The 25,085-nt window shown below is 67.1% G+C and carries 29 protein-coding genes, 1 tRNA gene and 1 pseudogene; 18 read left to right on the forward strand and 13 right to left on the reverse strand.

Features of this window, described 5'->3' with window-relative positions; translation table 11 throughout:
• Positions 1-267 precede the first annotated feature (267 nt).
• Both H5395_RS19380 and H5395_RS01120 read left to right on the forward strand, forming a co-directional pair.
• Positions 268-411 carry a hypothetical protein gene (locus H5395_RS19380; protein WP_370576344.1) on the forward strand — a complete coding sequence of 48 codons (144 nt, stop codon included), beginning with the start codon at positions 268-270 and terminating at the stop codon, positions 409-411.
• Between the two features lie 444 nt (positions 412-855).
• A complete protein-coding gene (locus H5395_RS01120; RefSeq protein WP_182790672.1) occupies positions 856-1,011 on the forward strand; it encodes a hypothetical protein in 156 nt (51 codons plus the stop codon).
• 1,089 nt (positions 1,012-2,100) lie between these two features.
• Here H5395_RS01120 and H5395_RS01125 read toward each other — a convergent pair.
• The gene (locus H5395_RS01125) at positions 2,101-2,766 is read right to left on the reverse strand and encodes an SOS response-associated peptidase (protein ID WP_182790673.1); all 666 of its coding nucleotides are present in this window, start codon (positions 2,764-2,766) and stop codon (positions 2,101-2,103) included.
• Positions 2,767-2,923: 157 nt separating this feature from the next.
• On the opposite strand from H5395_RS01125, the gene H5395_RS18685 reads away from it, so the two are divergent.
• The 3 genes and pseudogenes from H5395_RS18685 to H5395_RS19385 form a co-directional block, all read left to right on the forward strand.
• Positions 2,924-3,280 carry a hypothetical protein gene (locus H5395_RS18685; RefSeq protein ID WP_234450706.1) on the forward strand — a complete coding sequence of 119 codons (357 nt, stop codon included), beginning with the start codon at positions 2,924-2,926 and terminating at the stop codon, positions 3,278-3,280.
• 314 nt (positions 3,281-3,594) lie between these two features.
• A complete protein-coding gene (locus tag H5395_RS18690; RefSeq protein ID WP_234450707.1) occupies positions 3,595-4,416 on the forward strand; it encodes a DNA polymerase Y family protein in 822 nt (273 codons plus the stop codon).
• A pseudogene (locus tag H5395_RS19385) lies at positions 4,326-4,523 on the forward strand (DNA polymerase Y family protein); the annotation flags it as partial. The gene H5395_RS18690 and the pseudogene H5395_RS19385, both read left to right, overlap by 91 nt.
• Here H5395_RS19385 and H5395_RS18695 read toward each other — a convergent pair.
• A complete protein-coding gene (locus tag H5395_RS18695) occupies positions 4,478-4,684 on the reverse strand; it encodes a hypothetical protein (protein ID WP_255440440.1) in 207 nt (68 codons plus the stop codon). The pseudogene H5395_RS19385 and the gene H5395_RS18695 overlap by 46 nt on opposite strands.
• 162 nt (positions 4,685-4,846) lie before the next feature.
• Between H5395_RS18695 and H5395_RS18700 the strand changes: the two genes are divergently transcribed.
• The 5 genes from H5395_RS18700 (at position 4,847) to H5395_RS01155 (ending at position 8,833) form a co-directional block, all read left to right on the forward strand.
• A complete protein-coding gene (locus H5395_RS18700) occupies positions 4,847-5,125 on the forward strand; it encodes a hypothetical protein (protein WP_234450708.1) in 279 nt (92 codons plus the stop codon).
• Positions 5,126-5,234: 109 nt separating this feature from the next.
• Positions 5,235-5,870, forward strand: a complete 636-nt coding sequence (locus H5395_RS01140) for a CerR family C-terminal domain-containing protein (protein WP_182790674.1) — start codon at positions 5,235-5,237, stop codon at positions 5,868-5,870.
• Positions 5,863-6,804: an HlyD family secretion protein gene (locus tag H5395_RS01145; RefSeq protein WP_182790675.1), complete on the forward strand. Its 942-nt coding sequence runs from the start codon at positions 5,863-5,865 to the stop codon at positions 6,802-6,804. The genes H5395_RS01140 and H5395_RS01145 overlap by 8 nt, the downstream gene beginning before the upstream one ends.
• Positions 6,801-7,721 carry an ABC transporter ATP-binding protein gene (locus H5395_RS01150; protein WP_182790676.1) on the forward strand — a complete coding sequence of 307 codons (921 nt, stop codon included), beginning with the start codon at positions 6,801-6,803 and terminating at the stop codon, positions 7,719-7,721. Before H5395_RS01145 ends, H5395_RS01150 begins: the two co-directional genes overlap by 4 nt.
• The gene (locus H5395_RS01155; RefSeq protein WP_182790677.1) at positions 7,718-8,833 is read left to right on the forward strand and encodes an ABC transporter permease; all 1,116 of its coding nucleotides are present in this window, start codon (positions 7,718-7,720) and stop codon (positions 8,831-8,833) included. Before H5395_RS01150 ends, H5395_RS01155 begins: the two co-directional genes overlap by 4 nt.
• A 189-nt stretch (positions 8,834-9,022) precedes the next feature.
• On the opposite strand, the gene H5395_RS01160 is transcribed toward H5395_RS01155, so the two are convergent.
• The 3 genes from H5395_RS01160 to H5395_RS01170 all read right to left on the reverse strand — a co-directional run bounded on the left by H5395_RS01160 (position 9,023) and on the right by H5395_RS01170 (position 11,550).
• Positions 9,023-9,388: a nuclear transport factor 2 family protein gene (locus H5395_RS01160; RefSeq protein WP_182790678.1), complete on the reverse strand. Its 366-nt coding sequence runs from the start codon at positions 9,386-9,388 to the stop codon at positions 9,023-9,025.
• An 11-nt stretch (positions 9,389-9,399) separates the two neighbouring features.
• Positions 9,400-9,873: a carboxymuconolactone decarboxylase family protein gene (locus H5395_RS01165; RefSeq protein ID WP_220494734.1), complete on the reverse strand. Its 474-nt coding sequence runs from the start codon at positions 9,871-9,873 to the stop codon at positions 9,400-9,402.
• Between the two features lie 129 nt (positions 9,874-10,002).
• Entirely contained in the window at positions 10,003-11,550 is a 1,548-nt protein-coding gene (locus H5395_RS01170; RefSeq protein WP_182790845.1) for an alpha/beta fold hydrolase, read from the reverse strand.
• A 406-nt stretch (positions 11,551-11,956) separates the two neighbouring features.
• Between H5395_RS01170 and H5395_RS01175 the strand changes: the two genes are divergently transcribed.
• From H5395_RS01175 to tnpB, 4 genes are all read left to right on the forward strand, one after another.
• Entirely contained in the window at positions 11,957-12,355 is a 399-nt protein-coding gene (locus H5395_RS01175; protein ID WP_220494737.1) for an XRE family transcriptional regulator, read from the forward strand.
• 325 nt (positions 12,356-12,680) lie between these two features.
• Positions 12,681-13,538, forward strand: coding sequence for a restriction endonuclease (locus H5395_RS01180; protein WP_182790680.1), 858 nt, complete (start codon positions 12,681-12,683; stop codon positions 13,536-13,538).
• A gap of 99 nt (positions 13,539-13,637) precedes the next feature.
• Positions 13,638-14,021: a transposase gene (locus H5395_RS01185; RefSeq protein ID WP_182790681.1), complete on the forward strand. Its 384-nt coding sequence runs from the start codon at positions 13,638-13,640 to the stop codon at positions 14,019-14,021.
• Positions 14,022-14,106: 85 nt separating this feature from the next.
• Positions 14,107-14,928: an IS66 family insertion sequence element accessory protein TnpB gene (gene tnpB, locus H5395_RS01190; RefSeq protein ID WP_182790682.1), complete on the forward strand. Its 822-nt coding sequence runs from the start codon at positions 14,107-14,109 to the stop codon at positions 14,926-14,928.
• Between the two features lie 546 nt (positions 14,929-15,474).
• On the opposite strand, the gene H5395_RS01195 is transcribed toward tnpB, so the two are convergent.
• The 3 genes from H5395_RS01195 to leuB all read right to left on the reverse strand — a co-directional run bounded on the left by H5395_RS01195 (position 15,475) and on the right by leuB (position 17,657).
• Positions 15,475-15,551, reverse strand: a tRNA-Pro gene (locus H5395_RS01195).
• Positions 15,552-15,599: 48 nt separating this feature from the next.
• Complete coding sequence (locus H5395_RS01200) at positions 15,600-16,529, reverse strand: DMT family transporter (protein ID WP_182790683.1); 930 nt, start codon at positions 16,527-16,529, stop codon at positions 15,600-15,602.
• 6 nt (positions 16,530-16,535) lie between these two features.
• Positions 16,536-17,657 carry a 3-isopropylmalate dehydrogenase gene (leuB, locus tag H5395_RS01205; RefSeq protein ID WP_182790684.1) on the reverse strand — a complete coding sequence of 374 codons (1,122 nt, stop codon included), beginning with the start codon at positions 17,655-17,657 and terminating at the stop codon, positions 16,536-16,538.
• Between the two features lie 138 nt (positions 17,658-17,795).
• On the opposite strand from leuB, the gene H5395_RS01210 reads away from it, so the two are divergent.
• Positions 17,796-18,197 (forward strand): hypothetical protein, encoded by a 402-nt coding sequence (locus H5395_RS01210; protein WP_182790685.1) that lies wholly within the window; start codon positions 17,796-17,798, stop codon positions 18,195-18,197.
• On the opposite strand, the gene H5395_RS01215 is transcribed toward H5395_RS01210, so the two are convergent.
• The 3 genes from H5395_RS01215 to leuC are packed head-to-tail and all read right to left on the reverse strand — an operon-like array spanning position 18,151 to position 21,304.
• On the reverse strand, positions 18,151-19,245 hold the full coding sequence (locus H5395_RS01215) for an endonuclease/exonuclease/phosphatase family protein (RefSeq protein WP_370576330.1): 1,095 nt from the start codon (positions 19,243-19,245) through the stop codon (positions 18,151-18,153). The genes H5395_RS01210 and H5395_RS01215 overlap by 47 nt on opposite strands.
• On the reverse strand, positions 19,236-19,841 hold the full coding sequence (gene leuD / locus H5395_RS01220) for a 3-isopropylmalate dehydratase small subunit (RefSeq protein ID WP_182790686.1): 606 nt from the start codon (positions 19,839-19,841) through the stop codon (positions 19,236-19,238). Before leuD ends, H5395_RS01215 begins: the two co-directional genes overlap by 10 nt.
• Positions 19,842-19,858: 17 nt before the next feature.
• On the reverse strand, positions 19,859-21,304 hold the full coding sequence (leuC, locus tag H5395_RS01225; protein WP_182790687.1) for a 3-isopropylmalate dehydratase large subunit: 1,446 nt from the start codon (positions 21,302-21,304) through the stop codon (positions 19,859-19,861).
• A 365-nt stretch (positions 21,305-21,669) separates the two neighbouring features.
• Between leuC and rsfS the strand changes: the two genes are divergently transcribed.
• Together rsfS and rlmH are read left to right on the forward strand one after the other, a co-directional pair.
• The gene (gene rsfS, locus H5395_RS01230; RefSeq protein ID WP_182790688.1) at positions 21,670-22,074 is read left to right on the forward strand and encodes a ribosome silencing factor; all 405 of its coding nucleotides are present in this window, start codon (positions 21,670-21,672) and stop codon (positions 22,072-22,074) included.
• Between the two features lie 8 nt (positions 22,075-22,082).
• The gene (gene rlmH, locus H5395_RS01235; protein ID WP_370576331.1) at positions 22,083-22,559 is read left to right on the forward strand and encodes a 23S rRNA (pseudouridine(1915)-N(3))-methyltransferase RlmH; all 477 of its coding nucleotides are present in this window, start codon (positions 22,083-22,085) and stop codon (positions 22,557-22,559) included.
• A 61-nt stretch (positions 22,560-22,620) separates the two neighbouring features.
• On the opposite strand, the gene H5395_RS01240 is transcribed toward rlmH, so the two are convergent.
• Positions 22,621-23,445: an LOG family protein gene (locus H5395_RS01240; protein WP_182790689.1), complete on the reverse strand. Its 825-nt coding sequence runs from the start codon at positions 23,443-23,445 to the stop codon at positions 22,621-22,623.
• Between the two features lie 96 nt (positions 23,446-23,541).
• Here H5395_RS01240 and dapD point away from each other — a divergent pair, with 96 nt between their 5' ends.
• Entirely contained in the window at positions 23,542-24,366 is an 825-nt protein-coding gene (dapD, locus tag H5395_RS01245) for a 2,3,4,5-tetrahydropyridine-2,6-dicarboxylate N-succinyltransferase (RefSeq protein ID WP_182790690.1), read from the forward strand.
• Here dapD and H5395_RS18710 read toward each other — a convergent pair whose 3' ends face one another.
• Complete coding sequence (locus H5395_RS18710) at positions 24,367-25,059, reverse strand: fumarylacetoacetate hydrolase family protein (protein WP_234450709.1); 693 nt, start codon at positions 25,057-25,059, stop codon at positions 24,367-24,369.
• Positions 25,060-25,085 lie beyond the last annotated feature (26 nt).

The raw sequence follows: 25,085 nt of genomic DNA on the forward strand, positions 1-25,085 counted from the left end.
TTACGCGAAATATTCCGCGCGTCTCGCCAAGGCCACGGCGGCGGGCGAGCGGGTGGTGGGCCTTCTGGACCTGCCCGCAACCGTGGACCGCGAGGGGGCGCGCGAGGCCGACTTCCGGCACAGCCGCATTACCTTCCGCGACGTGCATTTCAGCTACGATTCCGACCGCCCGCAACTGCGTGGCGTCAGCGTGGACATCCCGGCAGGACAGACTGTCGCCATCTCCGGCCGTCGGGCGCGGGCAAGTCCACCTTCGTCAGCCTGCTGATGCGGCTTCACGACCCGCAATCGGGCCGGATCGAGATCGACGGCACCGACATCCACGGCTTCCCCCTGAAAAGCCGCGCAGCCGCATCAGCTTCGTCCCGCAAGAGGCGCTGCTGTTTTCCCAGACCCTGCGCGAGAACCTGACGCTGGGCGTGGGACGAGAGATCCGCGATGCCAAGATGCAGCAGGCCGCGAGCCGCGCCCGCGCGCATGACTTCATCGCGGCGCTGCCCTAGGGTTACATACGCAGCTTGCGGAACGCGGCGGCTCGCTGTCAGCAGGCCAGCGCATCGTCATCGCCCACGCGGGCCTGCGCCGCGTGCCGATCTTCGTGCTGGACGAGCCGACCGTGGACCTTGACGCCGAGAACGAGCAGGCAGTGATCGAGACGATCATGGAGATGGCCCGCGGCCGTTACCACCCTGATCATCACCCATGACCTGACCCTTGCCGGGCACTGCGACCGCATCCTCTGCCTCGACGGCGGCGATCTGGCCGCAAACGGCAGCCCGGCCGAGCTTCCGAGTCCCGGGACGGGCTGTTCGCGCGCCTGACCGCGCAGGCGGTTCCGGCAAGACGGAGGACCTGATGCGCGCCAACGCCGACCTGATCGCCCGAGAGCACGGCTTGCCGGGACTGCCCCTGATGCTGGACCCGCTAAGGCTGGCGGATACTCTTGGCTGCGGGCCTTTGCGGCTGGACTACCTGCGCCTGAAAAGCGGGACGAACTGCGTCGCCGCCTAGCGCATCGGCGACAACTGGCTGATCGCCAAGGCGGTCACGATGGACCGGGTGGCCGAGCTTCGGCGCGGTCCGGATCGGGCCGTCCTGACGGTCGCCCTTCCACCCCCGATGACCCGTTTGGCCTGGCGCTGGCCGGAGCGGAGGCCAACTTCTATGCAACTCTGGAAACCGGGCCCATAGCCTCGTAACTAACCGAGTCTGCCTCCGGCAAACCCGGCGCGGTTCACTGCCTTACGTTCGGAAAGCGAGAGCTTGCCCGGGACTCGATGGACAGAACCAGCTTCCTCCACTTACCTGTGGGAGCTACCTCCGATCTGCAGGTGCCCCTACTCGCTCGCTCCCTGCGCGTCGCGCCTGCGGCGCGTCTTGCTCGCGCTTCGCGCGAGTAGCTTGAGCCTTTTCACCGGAGCCTGTTCAGCGTGACGCAACTCCTGTGATCTTCTGTTGATGTCCCTTCGGAGGTGACTATTCCCCCTGCCACTAGAACGAATAGGAAGCGCTGGGGAAAAACTCCGGCGCGGCTCTGGAATGGCAGGGGGATGCTCGACGTTTCCCTTCGTCGATGTGGTGAACTGAAACTTGTGTGTCAGACAAGCCGGGCGGCTTCCGAAGTCCCGGCGATATTCAGCGCATCCTGACCCTCTCGGGTCAAAGCGGTTGCAGTCTCGCGACTGCGCGACATGGACGGCTTACCTTCAACCGCGACCATATCCGGCAGTTGTCACACCCCCCTTGCGGGACAGGACAGAACTGCCATCTTTTTTGATGCTATTCGGAGTTCCCGGGAAGCAACCGCTTGGGGCGTCCGTCATTCCCTGACGGGGTGCGAACCCTCGCGATCTAACCTGCAGCCTGTCGGCTGGATGACTCCCCGCACCGTCTCGTTTTCGGCATTCTGGGGGTTATTTGGCGGTGGCCGACAACATGTCCTGATCCAGACTGACTGTCTGGGACCAGTCTTGAAGCCTTTAACCTAGACATAAGGGCGCGGATCGACCGCTGGTGTCCACCACCGCTACTCCCTTGATAGCAGCGTGGATTCGCAGTGCAGGAGTCCGACACAGTGAAATTGCTCCTTCCAGCACGGGTCTAGGCCTGCCGAGCAGGTGCGGAAACAATTGAAAGCGCGTCATTCGGCAGCGGTCGCTGCAGTGCCCTTGCGTCCGTCCAGTCCGCCGTGAGCCACGCCTCGATCTCGTCCTGTGTCGTCAGGATCACAGGCATCGCCTTGGGATGAACCGGCTTGACCACAGCATTGGGCTCGGTCGTGAGAAAGGCGAAAAGCTCATGTCGGCCCGGTCGCGGCGTCCGGTTAGATCCCCGCGTGCCGTGCCAGGGCGTCCAGATCCCCGCGAAGAAGAACAGCGGCTGTATCTCGTCGAGCGCGAACCAGACGATCGGCTTGCGCTTGGTGACCGGATCGGGGCGTTGGCCGTATTCCGAGAAGGCCGTGGCGGGCACGATGCAGCGATGCTCCACCCCCAGCCACCGCCGCCAGTGCGGGCTTGCGACGTTGCGGATGTTGGTGACGCCCGTATCGGGCGCGTCCGGCGCCTTGAGGAACTGCAGCGGCGTCGGCATGCCCCAGGTCAGCCGGGCGAGTTCGCGCCCGCTCGCGGTGTTGCGCACCACAGGCGCCGGACGGTCGGGATAAAGGTCGAGTTCGGGTTCGAGATTGCCGGTGCTGTCTTGGACGACCCGCGCCAAGTCCCGGATCGCCTGCTGGTTTGTGGTCAGGTTATACAGGTTGCACATCCGCTTGCCTCCGGCCTGGTCGGCATAGTGTAGCGGGGCAGCGACAGTTCCGCATCTCCGGCTCATGCTCTCTGTGGCTCGGATTGACATGGTCCACTATTCGGAACAAAAACAGAACATTGATGTTGTTCCATTGTCCTGCCGGAGCCTTCCACCCATGACCTCTCCTGCTCCCAGCCTTGCTCACCTCCGAAAGCAGATTGTCCGGATCGGGGGCGAAGGCGATCGGGCATCCGGCGTTCTCCCCTTCGACCTTCCCGCGCTCGACTGCAGGCTGCCGGGTGGGGGTCTGGCGCTGGGCCGCCTGCACGAGGTGGCGGGGGGCGGAAACGGCGCGGTGGACGGCGCGGCGGCGGCCTGCTTTGCGGCCGGGATCGCGGCACGGCTGTCCGGCACGGTGCTCTGGTGCGTGATCGCGGCAGATATCTTTGCCCCGGGGCTGGCGCAGGCGGAGTTCTCGCCGGACCGGGTGATCCATGTCGAGACGGGGGACGAGACACCCGTGCTCGCCTGAATGGAGGAAGGGCTTCGGCATGGCGGGCTTGCGGTCGTTGTCGCGGAAGCCCCGCGTCTCCCGATGACCGCATCGCGGCGGCTGCACTTGGCGGCCCGGGAGAGCGGGGACCATGGGCCTCGCGCTCCGGTGCGGCCGGCCTCAGGCAGACGCTTCGGACTTCGGCCAGCCCACGGCGGCGATGACGCGCTGGCGGATCTCGGCGCTGCTCTCAGCGCCACTGCCGGTGCCGGGCATGGGACGGCCGCGCCGGCTGGTCGAGTTGGTCCGCGCCCGCGCCGGCGAATGCTTCGAACTTGAACTAGAGGCATGCGATGGGGCGGGTCGCCTCGGTCTGGTTGCCCATGTGGCGGACGGATCGGCTGCGGCAGAAGGCTGGCAACGCCGCGCCACAGGATGACGTGCCGCTGGTAGTGGCCGGGCGCGTCGGCAACCGCCGGGTGGTGACAGCCGCGGATGCGGCGGCGCAAGCCTTGGGTCTCTCAGCGGGCATGCCGGTGAGCACGGCACAGGCGCTGGTGCCGGGGCTGGTCATGGTGCAAGCCGATCCCAAAGCGGATGCAGAAAGCTTTGGGCGGCTGGCGGTCTGGGTCATGCAGCGGGTCTCGCTTATCGTAGCCCCCGATCCGCCCGGCGACATCGTCCTGGACACGACGGGCGCCGACCACCTGCAGGGCGGCGAGGCCACCATGCTGGAGGCGCTGGTTGGACGGCTGGTGATGTCCGGCGTCACTGCCCGTGCGGCGGTTGCGGATAGCTGGGGCGCGGCGCATGCCCTCGCCCGACACATGGCGGATCCAGTCTTCCTTGCCCCCGGCACCGCAGAGCGCGTGTTGGCGCCGCTGCCCATCCAGGCCCTGCGTCTGCCCCTCGCCACGATCGCCGGGTTGCGCACCTTGGGCTTCACCCGCACGGCGATCTCTGGGACCAGCCCCGCGCCCCGCTCACCCGCCGCTTCGGCCCGGACCTCTGCCGCAGGCTCGACCAGGCGCTGGGCGCAGTGGCAGTGGAGTTCGAGCCCGTCCGCCCCGAAGGACTTGTCGCGGTGCGCCGGGTCTTTGCCGAGCCTATCGCCGCGGCCGAGATCATCGCCTGTTACATTCGCAAGCTGGTCGTCGCGCTGTGCGAGCAACTGAAAGAGCGCGGCCTCGGCGCCCGCCGGCTCGATCTCCTCTGCCACCGCATCAATAACGACCTTCAGACGGTGCGGGTTGGGCTCGCGTGTCCGGTGCAGGACCCGCAGCCGCTCACCCCGCTCCTCTGCGCCCGGATCGAGGCCATCGAGCCGGGGTTCGGCATCGAGATCATGGTGCTGATGGCGACGCTTGCCGAGCCCCTGGCGCCTCGGCAGGCGGCGAGCCCGCTGGAGGCGCCCGCGCCCGACCGCGCGGGGCTGATCGACACGCTGGCGAACCGCGTATCCCCGATGCCAGGCGTGACATACCGCGGGCACGGCTCTTCTGACGGCGAGAACTCGCTGGCCTGCGAAATCTTGCCGAACCGCACATACACGCATGCGTTGAGCGTGGCGGAACGTCAACGGAGAACTCAGCCCGGGAGACAACCATGTCGCTCTACGAGAATGCTTACGGCACCGTCACAGCCGTTTCCACGACCCGTGCCGGCAGCCTTGTCAATGTCAGGCTCCGAAGCACTGACAAGGCCCTCGAAGGAACAACCATCCAGGCCTTCGTGCCAAAAAGCCTCAATCCGCCTGAGGGAGCAAGGAGCAGACCGGGTGACAGGGCCTTCCTCATGGGAGAACTCGACATCGTATCAGGCGAACTTCTCCCTCAGGGCAATGATCTCGCCCTGTTGCGCGTCGAGGTCTGCCTGCGCGCCTGAGGGTAGCACAAGACCGCATGAGTGGCAGCTTTTCCAAACGAGCATCGCCGAAATCAGCACAAGGAGTTTTCCACTTGATTGGATCAATCGATTGATCCAATCATGAGTGATGAGCCAACCCGTGCATCCGACCATCACCCAACTCGTCGCGGCCGGAGTGCATCTGTTCGGGCGCGACGGCTTCGAGGCGACCTCGACACGGGCCATTGCCGCGAAGGCGGGCACGAACATCTCCTCCATCGCCTATCATTTTGGCGGCAAGGAGGGCTTGCGGCTCGCCTGCGCCGATGCCGTGGCGGCGTCCATCGGTCAGGTGGCGCAGGCGATCCCGGCGGAACCGGGCGCAATCGGTCGCGACCAGGCACGCCGCAGCCTGCGGCGGCTGATGCGCCGGATCGTGACCTTCCTGATGACCCCTGCCGCCGCGGATGTCGTCGGCTTCCTGCTGCGGGAACTTGCAATCCCCGATAGCCCGGTGCTCGATCGGCTTTGCGCCAGGCTGATCGAGCCGCGCCACCGCGCGCTGTGCCTGCTCTGGGGCGCGGCCACCGGCAGCGACCCGGACAGCGAGGACACGCGCCTTGCCGTATTTTCGCTGGTCGGGCAGGCCGCCTATTTTCGGCTGGCCGCGCCGCTGGTGCAGCGGCGGATGGGCTGGCCGGGCTATTCCCGGCGCGAGGCGCGGGCGATCCAGCGGCGGCTTCTCGCCAATCTCGACGCGATCCTGGACGCCGCCGATGGCTGACTTCCTCTGCGCACTGCCGCTGCTTTCGGCCTTGCTGCTCCGCTGCGCCCCTCCGCCGCCGCTCGCCACGGGCCATGTCGAGGGGGAATATATCCAGGTCGCGCCGCTGGTGACGGCCCGGGTCAGCGAGGTCGTCGTCCGCCGTGGCGACCGAGTCGCTGCCGGACAGCTTCTGGCGCAGGCCGAGACGGCGGATGCGAGCGCCGCCGTCGATGCGGCCGAGGCGCGGTTGAAGCAGGCGGAATCCGAGCTTGCCGACCTGACCCACGGCAGCCGGCCCGAGGAGCTTGCCGCGTTGGAGGCCGCGCTCGCGGCGGCGCAGGCGACTGCCGCCCGCGCCGCCCAGGATGCCGAGCGCGAGGATCGACTGCAGGCGCGCGGCGTGTCCTCCGCCTCGCAGAGCGCGGCCCTGCGCGCTGCCGCCGATGTCGCCCGGGCGGGCGTCGCCGAGGCCGGGGCCCGGCTGGAGGCCGCGCGCCTGCCTGCCCGTGCCGATCGCATCGAGGCCGCCAGCGGGGCGGTCGCCGAGGCCCGCGCCGCGCGTGACACCAGCCTTTGGCAACTTGACCAGCGCAGCCTGCGGGCCGAGGGCGCAGGCGTAGTCTCGGACATCATCCGCAACGCGGGCGAGATTGCCGGCCCCTCTGCGCCGGTCCTTTCCTATCTGCCCGACGGCGCCGTCACGCTGCGGGTGTTCCTGCCGGAATCCGCGCTGTCCTCCATCACGGTCGGCACGCGGCTGACGGTCGAGTGTGACGGCTGTGCGCCGCTGACCGCCCGCGTCACGTGGATCGCGGAACAGGCCGAGTTCACCCCGCCTGTCATCTATTCCCGCGAGATGCGGCAAAAGCTCGTCTACATGGTCGAGGCCCTGCCCGAGCCGGCCGACGCCCTGAAGCCCGGCCAGATCGTCGAGGTGCGGCTGGCGCCATGAAACCGCAGGCTCCCGACACCCCGGTCATCGCCGTCGAAGGGCTGACGAAGTCCTTTGGCCGCCGCCGGGTCGTGGACGGCGTCGGCCTGACCGTCGGGGCGGGCGAGATCGCGGGGTTCCTGGGGCCGAACGGATCGGGCAAGACCACCTGCATCCGCATGATATGCGGGTTGCTGACGCCCGATGCGGGCCGTGGGACCGTCCTGGGGCTGGACCTCATGCGCGGGCAGCGCGCGATCCGGTTGCAGGTCGGCTACATGACCCAGAGGTTCTCGCTCTACGAGGATCTGTCGATCCGGCAGAACCTTGCCTTTGTGGCCGGGCTCTATCACCTGCCGCGGCAGGCGGTGGCCGACACGCTGGAGGACCTCGGCCTGTCCTCCCGCCGCCACCAGCTTGCGGGCTCGCTGTCGGGCGGATGGAAGCAGCGGCTTGCGCTGGCCGCCTGCCTCATGCACCGCCCGAAGCTGCTGCTGCTGGACGAGCCAACGGCGGGCGTCGATCCCAAGGCCCGCCGCGCCTTCTGGGACGAGATCCACGACCGGGCGGGCCGCGGCATGACGGTGCTCGTCTCGACCCACTACATGGACGAGGCAGAACGCTGCAACCGCATCCACTACATCGCCCATGGCCGCCTGGTCACCAACGGGACGGTCGACGAGGTGATTGCCGCAGCGGGCCTTGTCACCCGCAGCGTCGAAACCAACCATCCGGCCGCGCTGGCGCAGGAACTTCGCCGAGCGCCCGGCGTGGCGCAGGTCGAGCCCTTCGGGGCTTTGCTGCATGTCACCGGCCTGGACGCCGCGGCGCTGGATGCCGCCATCGCAGCCGCGGGCGCCAAGGGAACGCCGGTCGAGACCAGCCTCGAGGACGTCTTCATCCGGCTGATGGAGCAGGCGGAGGACAAGATGCGATGATCCTGTCGCCGCACCGAGTGCTTGCGATCCTGCGCAAGGAATTCATCCAGATGCGGCGGGACCGGATCACCTTCGCGATGATGCTGGGCATACCGATCATCCAGCTGCTCCTGTTCGGCTTTGCGATCAACAACGATCCCAAGCTCTTGCCCGCCGCGCTGGTCGGGCCGGCCGACGACCGCTTTGCCCGCGCCATGGTCACGGCGCTGGAGAACACCGGCTACTACCGCTTCGTCGCGCCCGGCATCACGGCGGCCGAGGCAGAACGGATGCTGACGAACGGAAGCGTGTCCTTCGTCGTCACCATGGCGCCCGATTTCGGCGCCGACCTGCTGCGGGGCGACCGGGCGCAGGTTCTCGTCGAAGCCGATGCGACCGATCCGGCTGCCGCTTCGGGTGCGATATCGACCCTCGACACCGTTGCTGCGCAAGCGCTGACCCGCGAACTCGGCGCGGCCTTGCCTGCCGGCGGCCTCGAGATCCTCATTCACCGCCGCTACAACCCCGAAGGGTCGATCCGGCTGAACATCGTCCCCGGTCTTCTGGGCATCATCCTGCAGATGACGATGGTGATGATGACCGCGATGGCGCTGACGCGCGAGATCGAGCGCGGCACCATGGAGAACCTGCTGGCGATGCCTGCGACGCCGAGCGAGATCATGATTGGCAAGATCACCCCCTTCCTCGCCGTGGGGGGCGTGCAGGTAACGGTGATCCTGACCGCGGCACGGGCGATCTTCGCCGTTCCGTTCGAGGGCGCGCCCGGACTGCTGCTTGCCGGAGTGTTCCTGTTCGTGCTTGCCTTAGTGCTCCTGGGCTACCTGATCTCGACCGTGTCGCGAACGCAGATGCAGGCGATGCAACTGTCGATCTTCGTCTTCCTGCCCTCGATCCTGCTGTCGGGCTTCATGTTCCCCTTCCGCGGCATGCCGGGATGGGCGCGGATGATCGGCGAGGTGCTGCCGGTTACCCACTTCTTGCGGCTGGTCCGGGCAGTGATGCTGAAGGGCGCAGGGCTTGCCGATGTCCGGGCGCAGTTCCTCACGCTCGGCGCGATGGTGGTCGTGCTCGCAGTTCTCGCGCTCACGCGGTTCAGGCGGACGCTGGACTGAGGGCGCTCGGAGTGAACCGCCGTTAGTTCCGGTGCTTTCACAACACGGAAGCCTGGGAACGACATGCCGCGGCAAGAGCCGGCGCCAGGAACGCGCGATCATCGGCCGCAGTGGAAGGACCCGCCAAAGGCGCGGCGGGCAGTCACAGATCGGCTCACCGTATTCCTGAACGCTCGGATACCATGTGGCTCACTCATCCCATGCCTGCAGGAGCGTCTGCCGCGCGATCTTCCCGCCCTCGACGTCCATCGTCGCGATGCAGAAGACCCTAGTGCCGTCGGGATAGGCGCAGGACTGGGTGAAGGCGAGCCGGTCGCCCTCGGCCACGGCGAAATCCACAGCATGGGTCATGGCGCGCGAGCAGATGTCGTCCCAGTAGGTCGTGATGGCGGCGCGGCCACGCACCAGCCGAGGGCGACTCGGCGGGTTATTGCGATCGATCACCCGGACCTCGGCGTCATCGGCGTAGAAGCCGGCGAGCCGGCGGCCATCGCGGCTCTCGATCGCCTGCTTGAGACCGCTGGCGCTGACCCTTTCGGTCGTTGTGCTTTCCATGGTGTTCTCTCCTAGTTCGACGTCGCACTGGCCGACGCGGAGGCCTCGGCGGCCGCGGACATGAGCGTGTCGACCTCGGACCGGAACCGAGCCTGGTCGACCTGCATCCCGTTCAGCACCGTGCTCCAGTGCCGGACGATGGCAGCCATGGCCACGGCTTCGGCGATCTCCTCGTCCGTGGCGCCATGGGCGCGGGCGGCGGCGGTGTGAAAATAGATGCAGTAGCTGCAGGGGATCTGCGATGCCACTGCCAATCCCATCAGCTCCTTGGTCTTGTTGTCGAGCGCGGCATCCTTGCTGAGCTGGAGGGCCGAGAACTCGCCCCATGTGCCGGCAAGCCCGGCTTCGGGGAGGACGTCGAACATCGAGGGCACCATCCCCAGTGCGGCTTCGATCTGGCCGCGCGTATCGGTGGCCTGGTCCTGGGCCACGGCGCCTGTGCCGAGCACGAGGCCAAGAATGGCGGCGGCAAGAAGATGTTTCATGGCTTTCTCCTTCATGGCGCCGCGCGGGAGGAATCGGTGCCGGCGGCGATGGGAACAGCTTCCAATGAAGGGACAAGATCCGGCTTCCGCCGGTGGACCGACGTCGCACATGGCCCGATCGGGCCAGCGTCAGGAGGCTTCGCTGCGGGCCAGCAGCGCGGCAGCGGCAGCGCGCGAGGGGAGGTCCAGCTTGAGAAGGATGTTCGCGACATGCCGCTTGACGGTATGTGCGGAAAGCTCCAGCCGTTCGGCGATCTCGTGGTTGCTGAGGCCCTCAGCCACCAGCCCGGGCACCTCGCGCTCACGCAGGGTGAGATGGGTGAGATCGGGGTTATGACCCCGAATCCCGCCTGCGGGCTCGAGATGTTGCTCGGGCACAAGGCGCTCGACCGAAAGGCACGCGCCGTCGATCCGAACCTCTCCCCACGAGACGAAATGCTGTCCCGTCCCGAAGGCGACCTCGGCCGCGACCATCGAGACCAGCACGACGCCCGGCGTCGCCTCTCCCGCCAGGGCAAGGGCAATCCGCGCCGTGACGCCGGAGGCGGCGCCCTCGCCGGGCAGGACCTCGCCGACATGGACACCCTGGCCAAGCCCGATCCCCAGCGACCGCGCGAGAGCGGACAGGTTCCGGGCACAACCCAGCGCCCGCGACGGACCGTCGAGGCGCAGCAGCCGCCCTTCGGGCCCGGAGGTCACGACGGAGCCGCCGAAGCATCGTGCCTCGTCGGAAAGGCGCGCGTCGAACGTGCCGGCGCGCTCTGCGAGCTCTCCGTCAAGAAGCGCCCTTCGGGACGCGCCCGTTATCCGCAGCGCAAGAAGTGCCGCAAGGCTCCGCTCGGGCTGAGTCGAGGGGGTGGCCCCGGTCAGGAACTCCTCGATTGCATCGACCGCGGCGTCCGTGTCTCCGGTCCAGATCGGGTGGTCGCGCCCCTCAAGCCACCGCAGTTCAGCGCCCGGGATATGGCGCGCCAGGTATGATGCGGCCTCGGGGCTCACGCGCGCATCGTGGCGGCGGTGCAGGATCAGGGTGGGCACCCGAATGCCGGGCAGAATGGCCCTAAGGTCAATGGCCGAGTTCATGCGCGCCAGCGCGATCCCTGCGTTGGGACTGCAGGAAAGTCGCTCGAACCGGGCCCACCATCCCCTGAATTCCGGGTCCCCGGCTCGGCCGGGAGCAAAGGCTCGCAGTGTTCTCCCCTGACCCCAACTTGTATCGGCCTGCGCCACGAACTGCTCGACTGCCTCGGCATCCTGCACCCAGCGGTGAAAGCACGCATAGCCGCCATAAAGCACAAGGGCCCGCACCCGCTCGGGATGAGTGGCGGCAAAGAGCAGCGACATGGGCGCGCCTTCCGATGCGCCCAGAAGCGCAGCCCGCCCGCTTCCGGCGGCATCCATCACGGCGCGCACGTCGTCCATGCGGGTTTCGAGGTCGGGAAGATGGGCGGGATCGACCCGGTCCGACAGGCCGGTGCCGCGCTTCTCGAACTGGATCAGCCGGGTGAAGCCTGACAGCCGGCGCAGCAGATGAGCATAGCCCGGATCTTCCCAATGGACGTCGAGGTTGGAAAGGAAGCCGGGCACGAAGACAAGGTTGATCGGTCCCTGGCCCACGACCTGATAGGCGATCCGCAGGTCGCCGCTCCGGGCATCGCGCGTCTGGGGGAGCTTCATCACCGTGGCTCGCCTGCTGTGCGCGCGAATGTAGCACTTGGTGGAAACTCCTGCACTTGTCACGTGCGACTGGCCTCAGAGCAGGACCTCCATTAGCCCGAGCAGGGCGCGGAGATCGGTCCTATAGTCAGAACCTGTAAACGAACCTCTCGGCGCTTTAGCACGCTCAGGAACCAGCGGGGCGCCAGTTTATTGAGTGCCGCCCGAAAACCGGCGCAACGTGGCAAGCTCTATAGAAGAGGGGATCAGTGGGAGGACTTAGCCTTCCCCAAGGCTGCCGACCCGGAGTCCATCCCCATGCAGTCATGGGATTTCTCCAGGACTTCGCTCCCCGTGCAAGGCCCCACCCGCGCGTTGCGGTGCAGACGGTTGGCAAGGTGCTGTCATCAACAGCAAAGCGACCATCATGACCAGACCTTTCAAAGACACGCCCGCAGCACAGCTCATTCGCTCGCGCATCATCGACCTGAAGGGCCGCAAGACCCAGGCCCAGATCGCGCAGGAAGCCGGCTTCCCGAACGCAAGTTTCCTGGCGATGCTGAAGTCAGGCGCAAACAAGATCGCCCTCGACCGGGTGCCCGATCTGGCGCGGGCGCTCGACGTCGATCCCGCACATCTGATGCGGCTCGCCCTTGCCCAGTCCATCGGCGAAACCGCGTCCCGGGCAGTTCTCGAGATTTTCGGCACCCCGGTCACGGCAAAAGAGGTGCTTTGGCTCCAGGAACTGCGGGATGCCTCCGACAACGCCGATCCCCGACCCACCGCAAAGGGTCGCGCCGCGATCCGCGCCATCTTCGGGAAGTGATCACCATGTTCGCTGCACCGGCGGATCCCGCGCGCCTTTCCGGCTGAGACGTTCTCACCCCGAATGAACGAGGCTGGATCGAGATGATCCGGGTGATCTCGGCTGGCTCGGACCCGGCTGTCGACCTCGAGAGCACCGCGGCACTCCGGCAGACGCTGGACCGGATGCGCAACTGACAGGGGCAAGAGGACGCAGCGATCAACCGTCTCCTCGTGACCCCCGGGATCCACGGAGGTCGCGCCATTCCTCATAAGGGTCGCCCGTCCCACGTCGTTGCGCTTCGCCACCTCCAAGCTACTCTCCCAAGGCTAAGCTTGGAGATGCAATGGAACGTCTTTGGTTGGTCCGTCTCGGTCGCCATGGCGAGGGCGAGAAGCAGGCACAAGAACAGTGCCTTCTCTCGATCGACTTCGGTGTCCGTGAAGATCTACGCGCATGCAAGGACCGAGGGGCAGTGCTGGCCGTCATCTCGCGCATCCACCCCGACGAGAAGGCTGCTACGCTGCGAAACTACGCGGCACAGGTCAATCAGCTCATCAACGTCGCGCGCGCCGGCGACTTCGTCGTGTCCCCGATGAAGACGAGCTCGACGATCTGGATCGGTCGCTTGGTCGGGGACTACGCGCCCGGACCGGAAGGGCAGATCACCAGAAAGGTTGAGTGGCTGAAGACCGACCTGCCACGGGATACATTCAAGCAGGATCTGCTTTACAGCTTCGGTGCATTCATGACAGTATGCGAGGTGAGTAGAAACAATGCCCTCAAGCGCATCGAGAGCGTCATAGACACCGGCCAGGACCACGGGGATGGGGTTACGCTCACTACCGGCCCGTCCACACCTGTGGTGTCTTCCAGCGTCCCCGAGAGTGCAGAGGCATCCGACCAACTCGTAGATCTTGAGCGGATCGCGCGGGACCAGATCGAGCGGCGGGTGGCATCGGTCTTTACGGGGCACGATTTCACGCGGCTCGTCGGGGCCATCCTGAATGCCCAAGGCTATGTCGCCCGCGTCACCCCGCCAGGAGCTGACAACGGTGTCGACATCGTGGCCGGTAGCGGTCCCCTCGGCCTCGAAAGTCCGCGCCTTGTTGTCCAGGTCAAGTCGGGCACCATGATCGTCGATCAGCCGAGTCTACAGGCTCTCATCGGGAGCATTAGGACACCCAGGCAGATCATGGCCTGATCGTAAGCTGGGCCGTAAGCGCTGTTCTGCTCCCACCTTCTCTGGCCTGTTCTGATCTGGGATCGGGATGTCCTGTGATGGGCGGGAGGGAGTTTCTCCATGGCGGCTACACTGGAGGTTCTCCCGCTCGATGGCGGCGGTCGCCATCGGCGGACCTGGCCGGATGAGGTGAAGGCGTGGATCGTGGCGGAGACGCTGCGCCCGGGTGTGACGGTGAACGAGGTCGCGGCACGGCACGGGCTGCAGGCCAACCATCTGTCGTTGTGGCGCTCGCGCGCCCGGGCGGGGCAGCTGGTGCTGCCCGCGCCGGAGGGTTCGGTCGGGTTCGCGGCCATGATCGTGGCGCCCTCCGACGAAGGCCCGCGCTGTTCCGAAGCCGTCGGCCTGGAGATCAGGGTCGGCGCGGTGACGATCCGCCTCGAGGCCGGCGTCTCGGCCGAACGGCTTGCGGCCCTCGTGCGCGCGCTGACGGCCCCGGCATGATCTTCCCGTCGCACCGGGTGCGGATCATGGTGGCGACAAAGCCCATCGCTCGCCATCGGGCTCGGACCGATGGCGCCTTGATGGCTTGCTCCGCAAGGGCCACGACAGCCTGGCGGCGCTGGTGAAGAACGAATTGCGCAAGGACCCGTTCACCGGGACGGTGTTCGTGTTCCGGGCCCGCAAGGCCGATCGGCTGAAGCTGCTCTACTGGGACGGCACCGGGCTGGTGATGGCCTGCAAGCGGCTGGAGGAGCACAGCTTCAGCTGGCCCGCGGTGAAGGACGGCCTGATGACGCTGAGCCATGCCCAGTTCGAGGCGCTGTTTGCCGGGCTGGACTGGCGGCGGGTCCGGGCCATCGCTGCGCGCGCGCGAAAGCTCATCGAGATCACCCGCACCGGACCCGCACCGATCGCCGAGGAGGGCGTCGACCTCATCCGCGATCTCTATCGTATCGAGGCTGACATTCGCGGCAGCGACCCCACCACCGCCCGCCTGATCGCACGGCAGGACCGTTCAGCCCCGATCCTCGCCCGCATTGACGACTGGCTGCGCCATCATCGCGCCCGCGCGTCCGCAAAGTCGCCACTGGGCGAGGCGCTCGCCTATATTGCCAGATACCGCGACGGTCTCAGGCGCTTTCTGACCAACGGTCGCGTCGAGATGGACTCCAACGCCGTCGAACGCACCATCCGTCCGATCGCCCTGAACCGGAAGAATGCTCTCTTTGCCGGGCACGACGCCGGAGCCGAAAACTGGGCCCTCATCGCCTCGCTGATCGAGACCTGCAAACTCAACAGCGTTGATCCCCACGCCTGGTTGGCGGCAACGCTCACCGCCATCGTCACTGGACATAAGCAGAGCCAGATCCACGATCTCCTGCCGTGGAACTACGCTGCAAAGGTGTGATCGGAGCACCGCTTACGCTGGGCCGGGTTCACCGGACCTTTCAAATGTCGGATCAACGAACTGTACTTCCGCGTTCGGCTCTGGGGCCGGGATGAACTGATGGACAATCTTCTTGGCGTTTACGAGCAGCTACCTGAGGACATTCGGGCTGAACTGCCTTTGGCACGCATGTGGAACCTTGTGGTCGAGGGTGCGGACAGTGCCGAGCTGTGAACGAACCTGGTTCTCCTGAACACGGGAAAGGCGGCTTCCATACCGTCAAGCGTGGGAAGCTCACCCAACTCTGGAGTAGGCTGTCTGCCGAACTGGCCGCATGTCTGGGGACTCAGCGCGACTTGGCCATTCCTCCTGCTCCATACGTGAGTGGAGTTGAGGGCCGCTTTCCTGTGGCAGCTAGATGCGCCTGTCGATTCGGCTAGCGCAGACAAACTGGTCGAGCACCGGAGAGGAGCCAGCTTCGCTGATCCGGTTCTCTGCGCCGGAAGGGTGTTTCGGAAGAGATCGCACTCTAAAAATAACGCACTGACATTTCGGGATTTTTCTTATTGGTCGGAGCGAGAGGATTCGAACCTCCGACCCCCTGCTCCCGAAGCAGGTGCGCTACCAGGCTGCGCTACGCTCCGACCATGACGGGGCAGGTATCCCGCGTGGGGGACGATTGCAAGGGGAAATCAGCGACGCAGCAGGCGTCGGAAGCCGCCGAGGCTGGGCGAGGGCAGCGCCTCGGCCGCCGTCACCGGCCGCCGGGTGGCGGGCGCCCGTGTCTCGCGCCACAGGATATAAAGGCCCGAGGCCACGATGACCGTGATCCCCAGCAGGGTGGCGCCGTCGGGCAGTTCGGAAAACAGCAGCCAGCCGTAGATCGTGGCCCACAGGATCTGGCTGTATTGCATGGGGGCGACTACGGCCGCCTCGGCGGTGCGATAGGCGCGGACGGTCAGCACCGCGCCCACCAGGCCGAAGAGCGCCACCAGCCCGGCGAGGCCGAGGTCGCCCCCCGGCATCGGACGGTAGACGAAGGGCAGCGCCAGGGTGCATACGGTCAGGTTCAGCAGCACCGGCCAGAGGACGAGGACCAGCGTGCGCTCGGACCCGCCCAGGCGGCGGGCGATCACCGCCGACAGCGAGCCGCAGAGCGCCGACAGCGCGGCGGCGAGATGACCGGGGCCAAGCTGCGCCTGTCCCGGCCGCAGCACGATCAGCACCCCCGCAAGGCCCAGCAGCACCGCCCCAAGGCGGTGCGGGCCGATGCGCTCGCCCAGAAGCGGCACGGACAGCAGCGTGATCAGCAGGGGCATGGTGAACAGGATCGCATAGACCTGCGTCAGCGGCAGCGCGGCAAAGGCCGCCATGGCGCAGAGCACGTTGACCGTCAGGCAGGCCGACCGCAACCCGACCCAGCCGGGATGCCGCGGCCACAGGCTGACCGAAGACCGGCGTGCGGCCACCACCGCCAGCGCCGGCAGGGACATCAGCGCCACGAAGAAGGCGATCTGCAGGGGCGAATAGCTCGCCCCCAGCAGCTTGATGATGGCGTCATGACTCGCATAGGCGCCCATCGCGCAAAGGCCCAGCGCGGCGCCCGCAAGGTTGCCGCGCATGGGCGATCAGCCCGCCGCCAGCGCCGCGACGATCCGGTCGCCCATCTCGGCGGTGCTGATGGGCGTGCCGCCTTCCGGACCCATCAGGTCTGCGGTGCGGGCGCCGTCCGCCAGCACCTTCTGAACCGCCGCTTCCAGCGCGTCGGCGGCAGCGCCCTCGTCATAGGAATAGCGCAGCGCCATGGCGAAGCTGAGGATGCAGGCGATGGGGTTGGCCTTGCCCTGCCCCGCGATGTCGGGGGCCGAGCCATGCACCGGCTCATACATCGCTTTTGGTCGGCCGTTCGCCATCGGCGCGCCCAGGCTCGCGGAAGGCAGCATCCCGAGGCTGCCGGTCAGCATCGCCGCCGCGTCCGACAGGATGTCCCCGAACAGGTTGTCGGTCACGATCACGTCGAACTGCGAGGGACGGCGGACAAGCTGCATGGCGCCGTTGTCGGCATACATGTGGGTCAGCTCGACATCGGGGTATTCGTTGTCATGGACCCACTGGACCTCCTCGCGCCAGAGGATGCCCGATTCCATGACGTTGGCCTTTTCCATGGAACAGACGCGATTGTTGCGCTTCCGCGCCAGTTCAAAGGCGGAACGCGCGACCCGCCGGATCTCTCCGCTGGTATAGCGCTGGGTGTTCACCCCCACGCGGCCGCCCTCGTTCTCCGGCCGCTCGTCGGCGGAAATGCCGCGCGGCTCGCCGAAATATACGCCCGAGGTCAGTTCCCGCACGATCAGGATGTCCAGCCCCGCGACGACATCGCGCTTGAGCGACGAGAAATCCGCCAGCGCGTCAAAGCACTGCGCTGGACGCAGGTTGGCGTAAAGGTCCATCTCCTTGCGCAGCCGCAGCAACCCGCGTTCCGGCTTCACGCTGAAGTCGAGGTTGTCATAGGCCGGGCCGCCGACGGCGCCCAGCAGCACCGCATCGACGGCCTGCGCCTTGGCCATCGTCTCATCCGAAATCGGCTTGCCATGGGCATCGTAGGCCGCGCCGCCGACCAGGTCCTCGCTGACGTCGAAGCGCATCCCGCGGTTCGCCTGGAACCAGTCGATGACCTTGCGCACCTCGGCCATGACTTCGGGGCCGATGCCGTCGCCCGGCAGGATCAGAAGGGAATAGCTGTCGCTCATCTTGCGCCTTTGTGTGTTCGGGATGCGGGTCGCGTCCCGCCTAGCCCCGCCCCGCGCAAGGGTCAAGTTCACGGCCATTTGGCTTGCCCCTGCCCTCCATGTCCTGTCGGTAAGGGCAAGCCCATCGACGGGAGACGAATGATGAAACCCATGCTTGCCGCCGCCTTGCTGGTGATTGTCTCAGGTGCTGCCTGGGCAGAGGGAGGGATGACGGTGCCCCTGCCCGATACCTCGGGGTTGTCGCCCGATCAGGCGCGGACGCTGATCGCGGAACTGGCGCAGGTCAATGTCATCACCTCGAACTGCCCGGCCTATCCGGTATCAGACGCGGAATGGACGCTGATCGCGGGGACGGGCGACAAGCTGGCGGCGCAGCTTGGATTGGACGCTTCTGCATATGACAAGCAGTTCTACGGCCCCGCGTTCAAGCTGCTGGACGACCCCGAGGCCTGCGACCGGATCGGGCCGAGGGCGCAGCCGCTGATCGCCCGGCTCAAGGCGATGGGCGGGGCGACGACGCCGCTGTCGCATTCGCAATAGCGCCGAAGTCGAGGTCCACCCAGACCAGCCGGTGCCGCGAGGCCGTGGCGACGGTATCTACCAAAGGCTCGCCCGGCGCGGGCCACAGCACGCCCGCGTCCACCATCGTCAGGCCCTTTGCGGGCAGCACGAAGTCCACCCGCAGACTGCCCGGCCCATCCGCCGCCGACCATTGCGCCGTGTCACGCGCCGGGTCGCCCTTCTGCACGGCATTGGCTCCGTCCTGCGGGGCCAGGAATCCGCCCCGGCTTGCGGCTTCGGTTTCCTGCACATGAGGCCAGAGCAGGTCGAAGACCTCGCGCCGCCCGTCTCCGTCCACGGGATCAAGGTTGAAGTCGCCGAGGATCACGAAGGGCGCGGCGGGCAGGTGATGCGTCCAGAAGGCGATCTCGTCATGGTTTCGGCGGCCGTTGCGGTCGGTTTCAGGGTCATCGAACACCGGCGGGGTGGCCGAGAAGGCTAGAAGGTGCAAGACCGCTCCGCCGACCAGCACCTGCACGTCCCAATGCGCGGTGGACGAGAGGCGCTGGACCTCGGCCACCTCAGCCGGCACCGCGAGCATCAGGTTCCCCGGCAGGTCGCGCCACAGCAGCCCGGAGTGGTCCATGATCTCGCCAAGCGGCAGCCGCGACAGCAGCGCCATGCCCCCCTGCCCCGAGAACAGCCCGAAGCCCTGCGCGTCGTCCCCCGTCCCCGTCCGTCCGTCGCCGTCGAGATCAAGGCCGGTCGCCATCCCGCTGTTCGGGCGGCTCGCATGGCGGTGGGGGTAGCCCGCGCCTGCCGCCTCCAGCAGATCGGCAAAGGCCGACAGCGCCGCACCGTCATGATCCCAGTCGAAGCCGGTCAGCAGCAGCACATCGGCATCCGCAGCCGCGATCACCTGCACGGCGGCCGCGACCTGTTCGTCCTTGCCCGACAGGATGTCGCGCAGCAGAAGCCCCGGCCCGTCGCGCGACAGGTCGGGGCTGTAGCTGGCAATGCGGATGGTATCCGCCAGCGCCGGCCCCGAGGCCAGCGCCAGCGCGAGGGCAAGCCGCCTCAGACCCAAGGCTGAGACTGGGCGATCCGGGTCTCATAGGCCTCGATGGACAGGGCCTTCTCCATCGTCAGGCCGATGTCGTCCAATCCGTTCAGCAGGCAGTGCTTGCGGTGCGGGTCCATCTCGAAGGGATAGGCGGTGCCGTCCGCGCCCGTCACCACCTGCGACTCAAGATCGACGGTCAGCCGGGCGTTGGCTCCGTTCTCGGCATCCTTCATCAGCGCGTCCACGGCGTCCTGCGGAAGGACGATGGGCAGGATGCCGTTCTTGAAGCAGTTGTTGTAGAAGATGTCCGCGAAGCTGGTCGAGATCACGCAGCGGATGCCATAGTCCAGCAGCGCCCAGGGGGCGTGCTCGCGCGAGGAGCCGCAGCCGAAGTTGTCGCCCGCCACGATGATCTGCGCGTCCCGCCAGGCCGGCTTGTTCAGCACGAAGTCCGGGTTCTCGGTCCCGTCGGGGAAATAACGCATCTCGTCGAACAGGTTCTTCCCCAGTCCCGAACGATGGATCGTCTTCAGGAACTGCTTGGGGATGATCATGTCGGTGTCGATGTTGACCAGCGGCATGGGCGCCGCGATGCCGGTCAGGGTGGTGAACTTGTCCATGTTGTGCTCGTCTCCCCTCAGGCATCCACCGGCGCGGCCATCAGCTCGCGCACGTCGGTCAGGTGGCCGGTCACGGCGGCCGCGGCCGCCGCCATCACCGGCGACATCAGGTGGGTGCGCCCGCCCCGGCCCATCCGACCCTCGAAGTTGCGGTTCGAGGTCGCGGCGCAGCGTTCGCCCGGCGCAAGCTGGTCGGGGTTCATGCCCAGACACATGGAACAGCCCGCAAGTCGCCATTCAAAGCCCGCGTCGAGGAATACCTTGTCCAGCCCCTCCTCCTCGGCCTGCATCCTGACGAGGCCCGAGCCGGGAACCACCATCCCCCGCACGCCCGGCGCGAGATGCTTGCCGCGCAGCACCTCGGCTGCGGCGCGCAGATCCTCGATCCGGCCGTTGGTGCAGGAGCCGATGAAGACCGCGTCCACCTTGATGTCGGTCAGCTTCATGCCGGGCTTGAGGCCCATGTAGTCGAGGCTACGCCGCGCCGCCTCGACCTTGCCGCCCTCAAAATCCTCGGGCGCGGGGACGGTCGCGCCGATGGGCAGCACGTCTTCGGGGCTGGTGCCCCAGGTCACGACCGGCTCGATGTCCTCGCCGCGGATGGTCACGACCTTGTCCCAATGCGCGTCCTCGTCCGAGAACAGCGTCTTCCACCAGGAAAGCGCAGCCTCCCACGCCGCGCCCTTCGGCGCATGGGGACGGCCCTTGACGTAGTCAAAAGTCTTCTCGTCCGGCGCGATCATGCCCGCGCGGGCGCCGCCCTCGATCGCCATGTTGCAGACGGTCATTCGGCCTTCCATCGACAACTCGCGGATCGCCTCGCCGCAGTATTCGATGACATAACCAGTGCCGCCCGCCGTGCCGGTGTGGCCGATGATCGACAGGGTGATGTCCTTGGCCGTCACGCCGGGGCGCAGACGCCCGGTGATCTCGACCTTCATGTTCTTGGATTTCTTCTGGATCAGCGTCTGGGTGGCCAGCACGTGCTCGACCTCCGACGTGCCGATCCCGTGCGCCAGCGCGCCGAAGGCCCCATGCGTCGCGGTGTGGCTGTCGCCGCAAACGACGGTCATGCCAGGCAGGGTCCAGCCCTGTTCGGGGCCGACGATATGGACGATCCCTTGGCGGATGTCGTTCATCGGGTAATAGTTCACGCCGAAGTCGCGGGCGTTCTTGTCCAGTTCCGCGACCTGGATGCGGCCTTCCGGGTTCTGGATGCCCGCCACGCGGTCAGGCGTCGTGGGGACGTTGTGGTCCGGCACGGCGATGGTCTGGTCGGGGCGGCGCACGGTGCGGCCCGACATCCGCAGCCCCTCGAATGCCTGGGGGCTGGTCACCTCGTGGACGAGGTGGCGGTCGATATACAGCAGGCAGGTGCCGTCGGGCTGGCGGTCGACGACATGGGCGTCGAAGATCTTGTCGTAAAGCGTGCGGGGGCCGCTGGGGGTCGGGGTGCCGGTCATGGCTGTCTCTTTCGGAAGGGATGGCGATTGGGGGAAAGGCAGGCGCGAAAGCAGGCCCGCCTCACAGTCGCGCGGTCACCGTCCGGGTCACGCCGTAGAATCGGCCGGGCAGACGAGCGCGATCATGGATGTCGAAAAACCGGATCATGGCCGTAAAGATAGGCCCTTGACGCCACGTCCTGCAAGGGGTTGGCGGGTCTGAGCGGCGCGCATGGCCGTTTTCCGGTGCTGTGGCTGCGGAAAGTGAACTTGCGGCGGTTGAGAATGGGCCTTCGCGTGCTATCTTTCGATTCATCCCTGCGCCGGGGAAGATCGGCGCGCTGACCGGAGGAAGTCCCCTGTCCACCACCGTCCCGTCGGCCGACGTGCCGACCGCGACCACCGCGGAAAGCAGCGACCAGTTGCTTGCCCGCATCCTCGCCTCGCTCGATGACGACAAGGCCGAGGATGTCGTCACCATCGACCTGCGCGGACGTTCCGCCATGGCCGACCACATGGTCATCGCCTCGGGCCGCAACGCGCGCCAGGTGGCCTCCATTGCCGAAAAGCTGGTTGACCGTCTCAAGCACGAGGCCGGGCGCCAAGCCCGGATCGAGGGCAAGGACACCGGCGACTGGGTGCTGATCGACGCCGACGACGTCATCGTCCATGTCTTCCGCCCCGAAGTGCGCGAGTTCTACCAGCTCGAGAAGATGTGGATGCCCGCCGACGCAGTCGCCAGCCTGCGCAGCGGCACGGCCCTCAACGCCGCACAGCCGCTGGCCCAGTAAGGCCGGCCATGCTGCGGGTCCGTATCGCCGCGGTCGGGAGGCTGGCCGCGCGTGCCCCCGAGGCGGCGCTGATCCAGGATTATCTCGGCCGGTTCGCCCAGACTGGCCGCGCGCTCGGCCTTGGTCCCGCCGAAGTGGCCGAGGTCGAGGATCGCAAGGGCGGCGGCAGATCCGCCGAGGCCGCCCTTCTCTCTCGCCAGATTCCCGACGGCGCGGCGGTGATCGCGCTGGACGAACGCGGGCGGCTGCTCACCTCTCCCGACTTCGCCATGCATCTTGCCCGCTTCCGCGACGACGGCCGGTCCGACGCCGTGTTCCTGATCGGCGGCGCGGACGGGCTGGACCCTTCCTTGCGCGACCGTGCCGACGTGACTCTGTCCTTCGGCGCGATGGTCTGGCCGCACATGCTGGCCCGCGTGATGCTTTCCGAACAGCTTTATCGCGCCGCGACGATTCTTGCCGGATCGCCCTATCACCGGGCGTGATCGCCCCGCTTTGACGGACGGCCCCTGCCCGTGCGGTGCCGTCCTGACGGCGGGCCGGGCCTCAGCCGAGGTCGAAGGCGTCAATGGCGGCGATCGCTTCCTCGGCGGTCTCGACGAAGGTGAACAGGCCGAGGTCCTCGGGGCTGATGGTGCCGGCCTCGGCCAGCGCCTGCCAGTCGATGATGCGGTTCCAGAACTCGGTCCCGAACAGCAGGAACGGGATCGGCTTCATCCGGCCGGTCTGGATCAGGGTCAGCGCCTCGAACATCTCGTCCAGCGTGCCGAAGCCGCCGGGGAAGATCGTGATCGCCCGCGCCCGCATCAGGAAATGCATCTTGCGGATGGCAAAATAATGGAAGTTGAATGCCAGCTCCGGCGTCACGTAAAGGTTCGGCGCCTGCTCGTGCGGCAGCACGATGCCCAGGCCGATGGACTGGCCGCCCGCCTCGAATGCGCCCTTGTTCCCGGCCTCCATCACCCCCGGCCCGCCGCCGGTGCAGATCACCCATTCGCGCCCGTGACTGGCGATCGACCGCTGGGTGACGAGCCAAGCGAACCGCTCGGCCTCGGTGTAATAGGCCGACAGCCGCGCCAGCGTGGGGGTGCGCGCCTGTCCCGCGTGTTCCGGCGCCGGAATCCGCGCGCCCCCGAACATCACCACGGTCGAGGCGACCCCGCGTTCGTCCATGATCATCTCGGGCTTCAGCAGTTCAAGCTGCAGCCGGACAGGCCGCAGTTCCTCGCGCAGCAGGAATTCCGTGTCGGTGAAGGCGAGGCGATAGGACGGCGCGCGGGTCTGCGGCGTGTCCGGTTCCTGCGCGACTGCGATCACGTCCTGTTCGCTGTGGCGCAGGTTATGGCTGCGTTCGTCGTCGGGGGGCGTCATCCAAACCTCAAAGTGGCCACCGGCGTTGCACGGTCCTGACCCCCCGCTTATAGCCCAATGGTAAAGATTTCCACCCAACCGCCGGAAAGGGCCACCATGTCGAACGCTGCGCTTGAAACCGCCATCGAGGCCGCCTGGGACGCCCGCGACTCCCTCACCCCCGCGACGAAGGGCGAAACCCGCGACGCCATCGAGGCGACGCTGGAGGCACTCGACCGGGGCGAGCTGCGCGTGGCCGAAAAGCGCGGGGCCGACTGGCACGTGAACCAATGGGCGAAAAAGGCCGTGCTGCTGGGCTTCCGCCTTCAGGACATGGAACTGCATCCGGGCGGCCCGCAGGGCGGGACCTGGTGGGACAAGGTGGACGGCAAGTTCAAGGACTGGGACGAGGCCCGCTGGCGCGAGGCGGGCTTCCGCGCCGTCCCGACCTGCGTCGTCCGCCGTTCCGCCTTTATCGCCAAGGGTGTGGTGCTGATGCCCTCCTTCGTGAACCTCGGGGCTTACGTCGATGAGGGCACGATGGTCGATACCTGGGCCACGGTCGGTTCCTGCGCGCAGATCGGCAAGCGTGTCCACCTGTCGGGCGGCGTCGGCATCGGCGGTGTGCTGGAACCGATGCAGGCTGGCCCGACGATCATCGAGGACGACTGCTTCATCGGCGCCCGCTCCGAGGTGGTCGAGGGCGTGATCGTGCGCGAAGGTTCGGTCCTCGGCATGGGCGTCTTCATCGGCCAGTCCACCAAGATCCTGGACCGGGAAACCGGCGAGGTCATGTATGGCGAGGTGCCTGCGGGGTCCGTCGTCGTCGCGGGTTCGATGCCGTCCAAGAACGGCGTCCACCTTTACTGCGCGGTGATCGTCAAGCGGGTCGATGCCAGGACCCGCTCGAAGACCTCGATCAACGAGCTTCTGCGCGACTGATCATTCGGCGGGGCCGATCGCCGCATCCAGCGGCTCCAGCCCCTCGACCCGCGCCTGCAGGTGGTCGCCCGGCTGCACGGCGCCGACACCCGCAGGTGTGCCCGTATAGATCAGGTCGCCCGGCTCAAGGTGGTAATAGCGCGACAGGTCCGCGATCAGTTCGGGGATCGACCAGACCATGTCCGACAGCGGCGCATCCTGCCGCAGCGTGCCGTTCACCTGCAGGGTGATGCGCTGCCCGGACGGCTGGAAGCCCTCGGCCGGGGTGATCGGGCCGATCACGGCCGAGTTCTCGACATCCTTGCCCAGATCCCACGGGCGCTGTTTCGATTTCGCCACCGCCTGCAGGTCGCGCCGCGTCATGTCGAGACCGACCGCATGGCCGAAAACGCAGCCCATCGCGTCGGCAGGGGAAATGCCGAAGGCGGGGCGGCCCAGCGCCACGACCAGTTCGACTTCGTGGTGATAGTCTTCGGTGCCCGGCGGATAGGGCAGCGTGCCGCCCGTGGTCAGCGAAAAGGCCGACTTGGTGAAATAAAAGGGCGCCTCGCGGTCCACCTCGGCCCCCATCTCGGCGGCATGGGCGGCATAGTTGCGGCCGACGCAGAAGATGCGGCGGACCGGAAAGGCGGCGTTCTGCCCGGTCACCGGAACAGTCGGCAGAATGGGGGCGGGGAAGATCGTCTGGGTCACGGCGCGCTCCTTGGTTGCGGGCGCAT

The sequence above is a fragment of the Paracoccus sp. MC1854 genome, assembly GCF_014164635.1.
In the GTDB taxonomy this organism is placed as follows: domain Bacteria; phylum Pseudomonadota; class Alphaproteobacteria; order Rhodobacterales; family Rhodobacteraceae; genus Paracoccus.

Coding starts and splice junctions, on each gene's coding strand:
- H5395_RS01175 (WP_220494737.1), top strand. CDS start 11,957: ATGACCAGACCTTTCAAAGACACGCCCGCAGCACAGCTCATTCGCTCG.
- H5395_RS01210 (WP_182790685.1), top strand. CDS start 17,796: ATGATGAAACCCATGCTTGCCGCCGCCTTGCTGGTGATTGTCTCAGGT.
- H5395_RS18690 (WP_234450707.1), top strand. CDS start 3,595: ATGGGGCGGGTCGCCTCGGTCTGGTTGCCCATGTGGCGGACGGATCGG.
- H5395_RS01140 (WP_182790674.1), top strand. CDS start 5,235: ATGAGCCAACCCGTGCATCCGACCATCACCCAACTCGTCGCGGCCGGA.
- H5395_RS19380 (WP_370576344.1), top strand. CDS start 268: ATGCGGCTTCACGACCCGCAATCGGGCCGGATCGAGATCGACGGCACC.
- leuD (WP_182790686.1), bottom strand. CDS start 19,841: ATGGACAAGTTCACCACCCTGACCGGCATCGCGGCGCCCATGCCGCTG.
- H5395_RS18685 (WP_234450706.1), top strand. CDS start 2,924: ATGACCTCTCCTGCTCCCAGCCTTGCTCACCTCCGAAAGCAGATTGTC.
- H5395_RS01160 (WP_182790678.1), bottom strand. CDS start 9,388: ATGGAAAGCACAACGACCGAAAGGGTCAGCGCCAGCGGTCTCAAGCAG.
- leuC (WP_182790687.1), bottom strand. CDS start 21,304: ATGACCGGCACCCCGACCCCCAGCGGCCCCCGCACGCTTTACGACAAG.
- H5395_RS01180 (WP_182790680.1), top strand. CDS start 12,681: ATGGAACGTCTTTGGTTGGTCCGTCTCGGTCGCCATGGCGAGGGCGAG.
- H5395_RS01185 (WP_182790681.1), top strand. CDS start 13,638: ATGGCGGCTACACTGGAGGTTCTCCCGCTCGATGGCGGCGGTCGCCAT.
- leuB (WP_182790684.1), bottom strand. CDS start 17,657: ATGAGCGACAGCTATTCCCTTCTGATCCTGCCGGGCGACGGCATCGGC.
- H5395_RS01120 (WP_182790672.1), top strand. CDS start 856: ATGCGCGCCAACGCCGACCTGATCGCCCGAGAGCACGGCTTGCCGGGA.
- H5395_RS01240 (WP_182790689.1), bottom strand. CDS start 23,445: ATGACGCCCCCCGACGACGAACGCAGCCATAACCTGCGCCACAGCGAA.
- H5395_RS01200 (WP_182790683.1), bottom strand. CDS start 16,529: ATGCGCGGCAACCTTGCGGGCGCCGCGCTGGGCCTTTGCGCGATGGGC.
- dapD (WP_182790690.1), top strand. CDS start 23,542: ATGTCGAACGCTGCGCTTGAAACCGCCATCGAGGCCGCCTGGGACGCC.
- H5395_RS18700 (WP_234450708.1), top strand. CDS start 4,847: ATGTCGCTCTACGAGAATGCTTACGGCACCGTCACAGCCGTTTCCACG.
- H5395_RS01155 (WP_182790677.1), top strand. CDS start 7,718: ATGATCCTGTCGCCGCACCGAGTGCTTGCGATCCTGCGCAAGGAATTC.
- H5395_RS01125 (WP_182790673.1), bottom strand. CDS start 2,766: ATGTGCAACCTGTATAACCTGACCACAAACCAGCAGGCGATCCGGGAC.
- H5395_RS01150 (WP_182790676.1), top strand. CDS start 6,801: ATGAAACCGCAGGCTCCCGACACCCCGGTCATCGCCGTCGAAGGGCTG.
- rlmH (WP_370576331.1), top strand. CDS start 22,083: ATGCTGCGGGTCCGTATCGCCGCGGTCGGGAGGCTGGCCGCGCGTGCC.
- H5395_RS01145 (WP_182790675.1), top strand. CDS start 5,863: ATGGCTGACTTCCTCTGCGCACTGCCGCTGCTTTCGGCCTTGCTGCTC.
- H5395_RS01170 (WP_182790845.1), bottom strand. CDS start 11,550: ATGAAGCTCCCCCAGACGCGCGATGCCCGGAGCGGCGACCTGCGGATC.
- H5395_RS01165 (WP_220494734.1), bottom strand. CDS start 9,873: ATGAAACATCTTCTTGCCGCCGCCATTCTTGGCCTCGTGCTCGGCACA.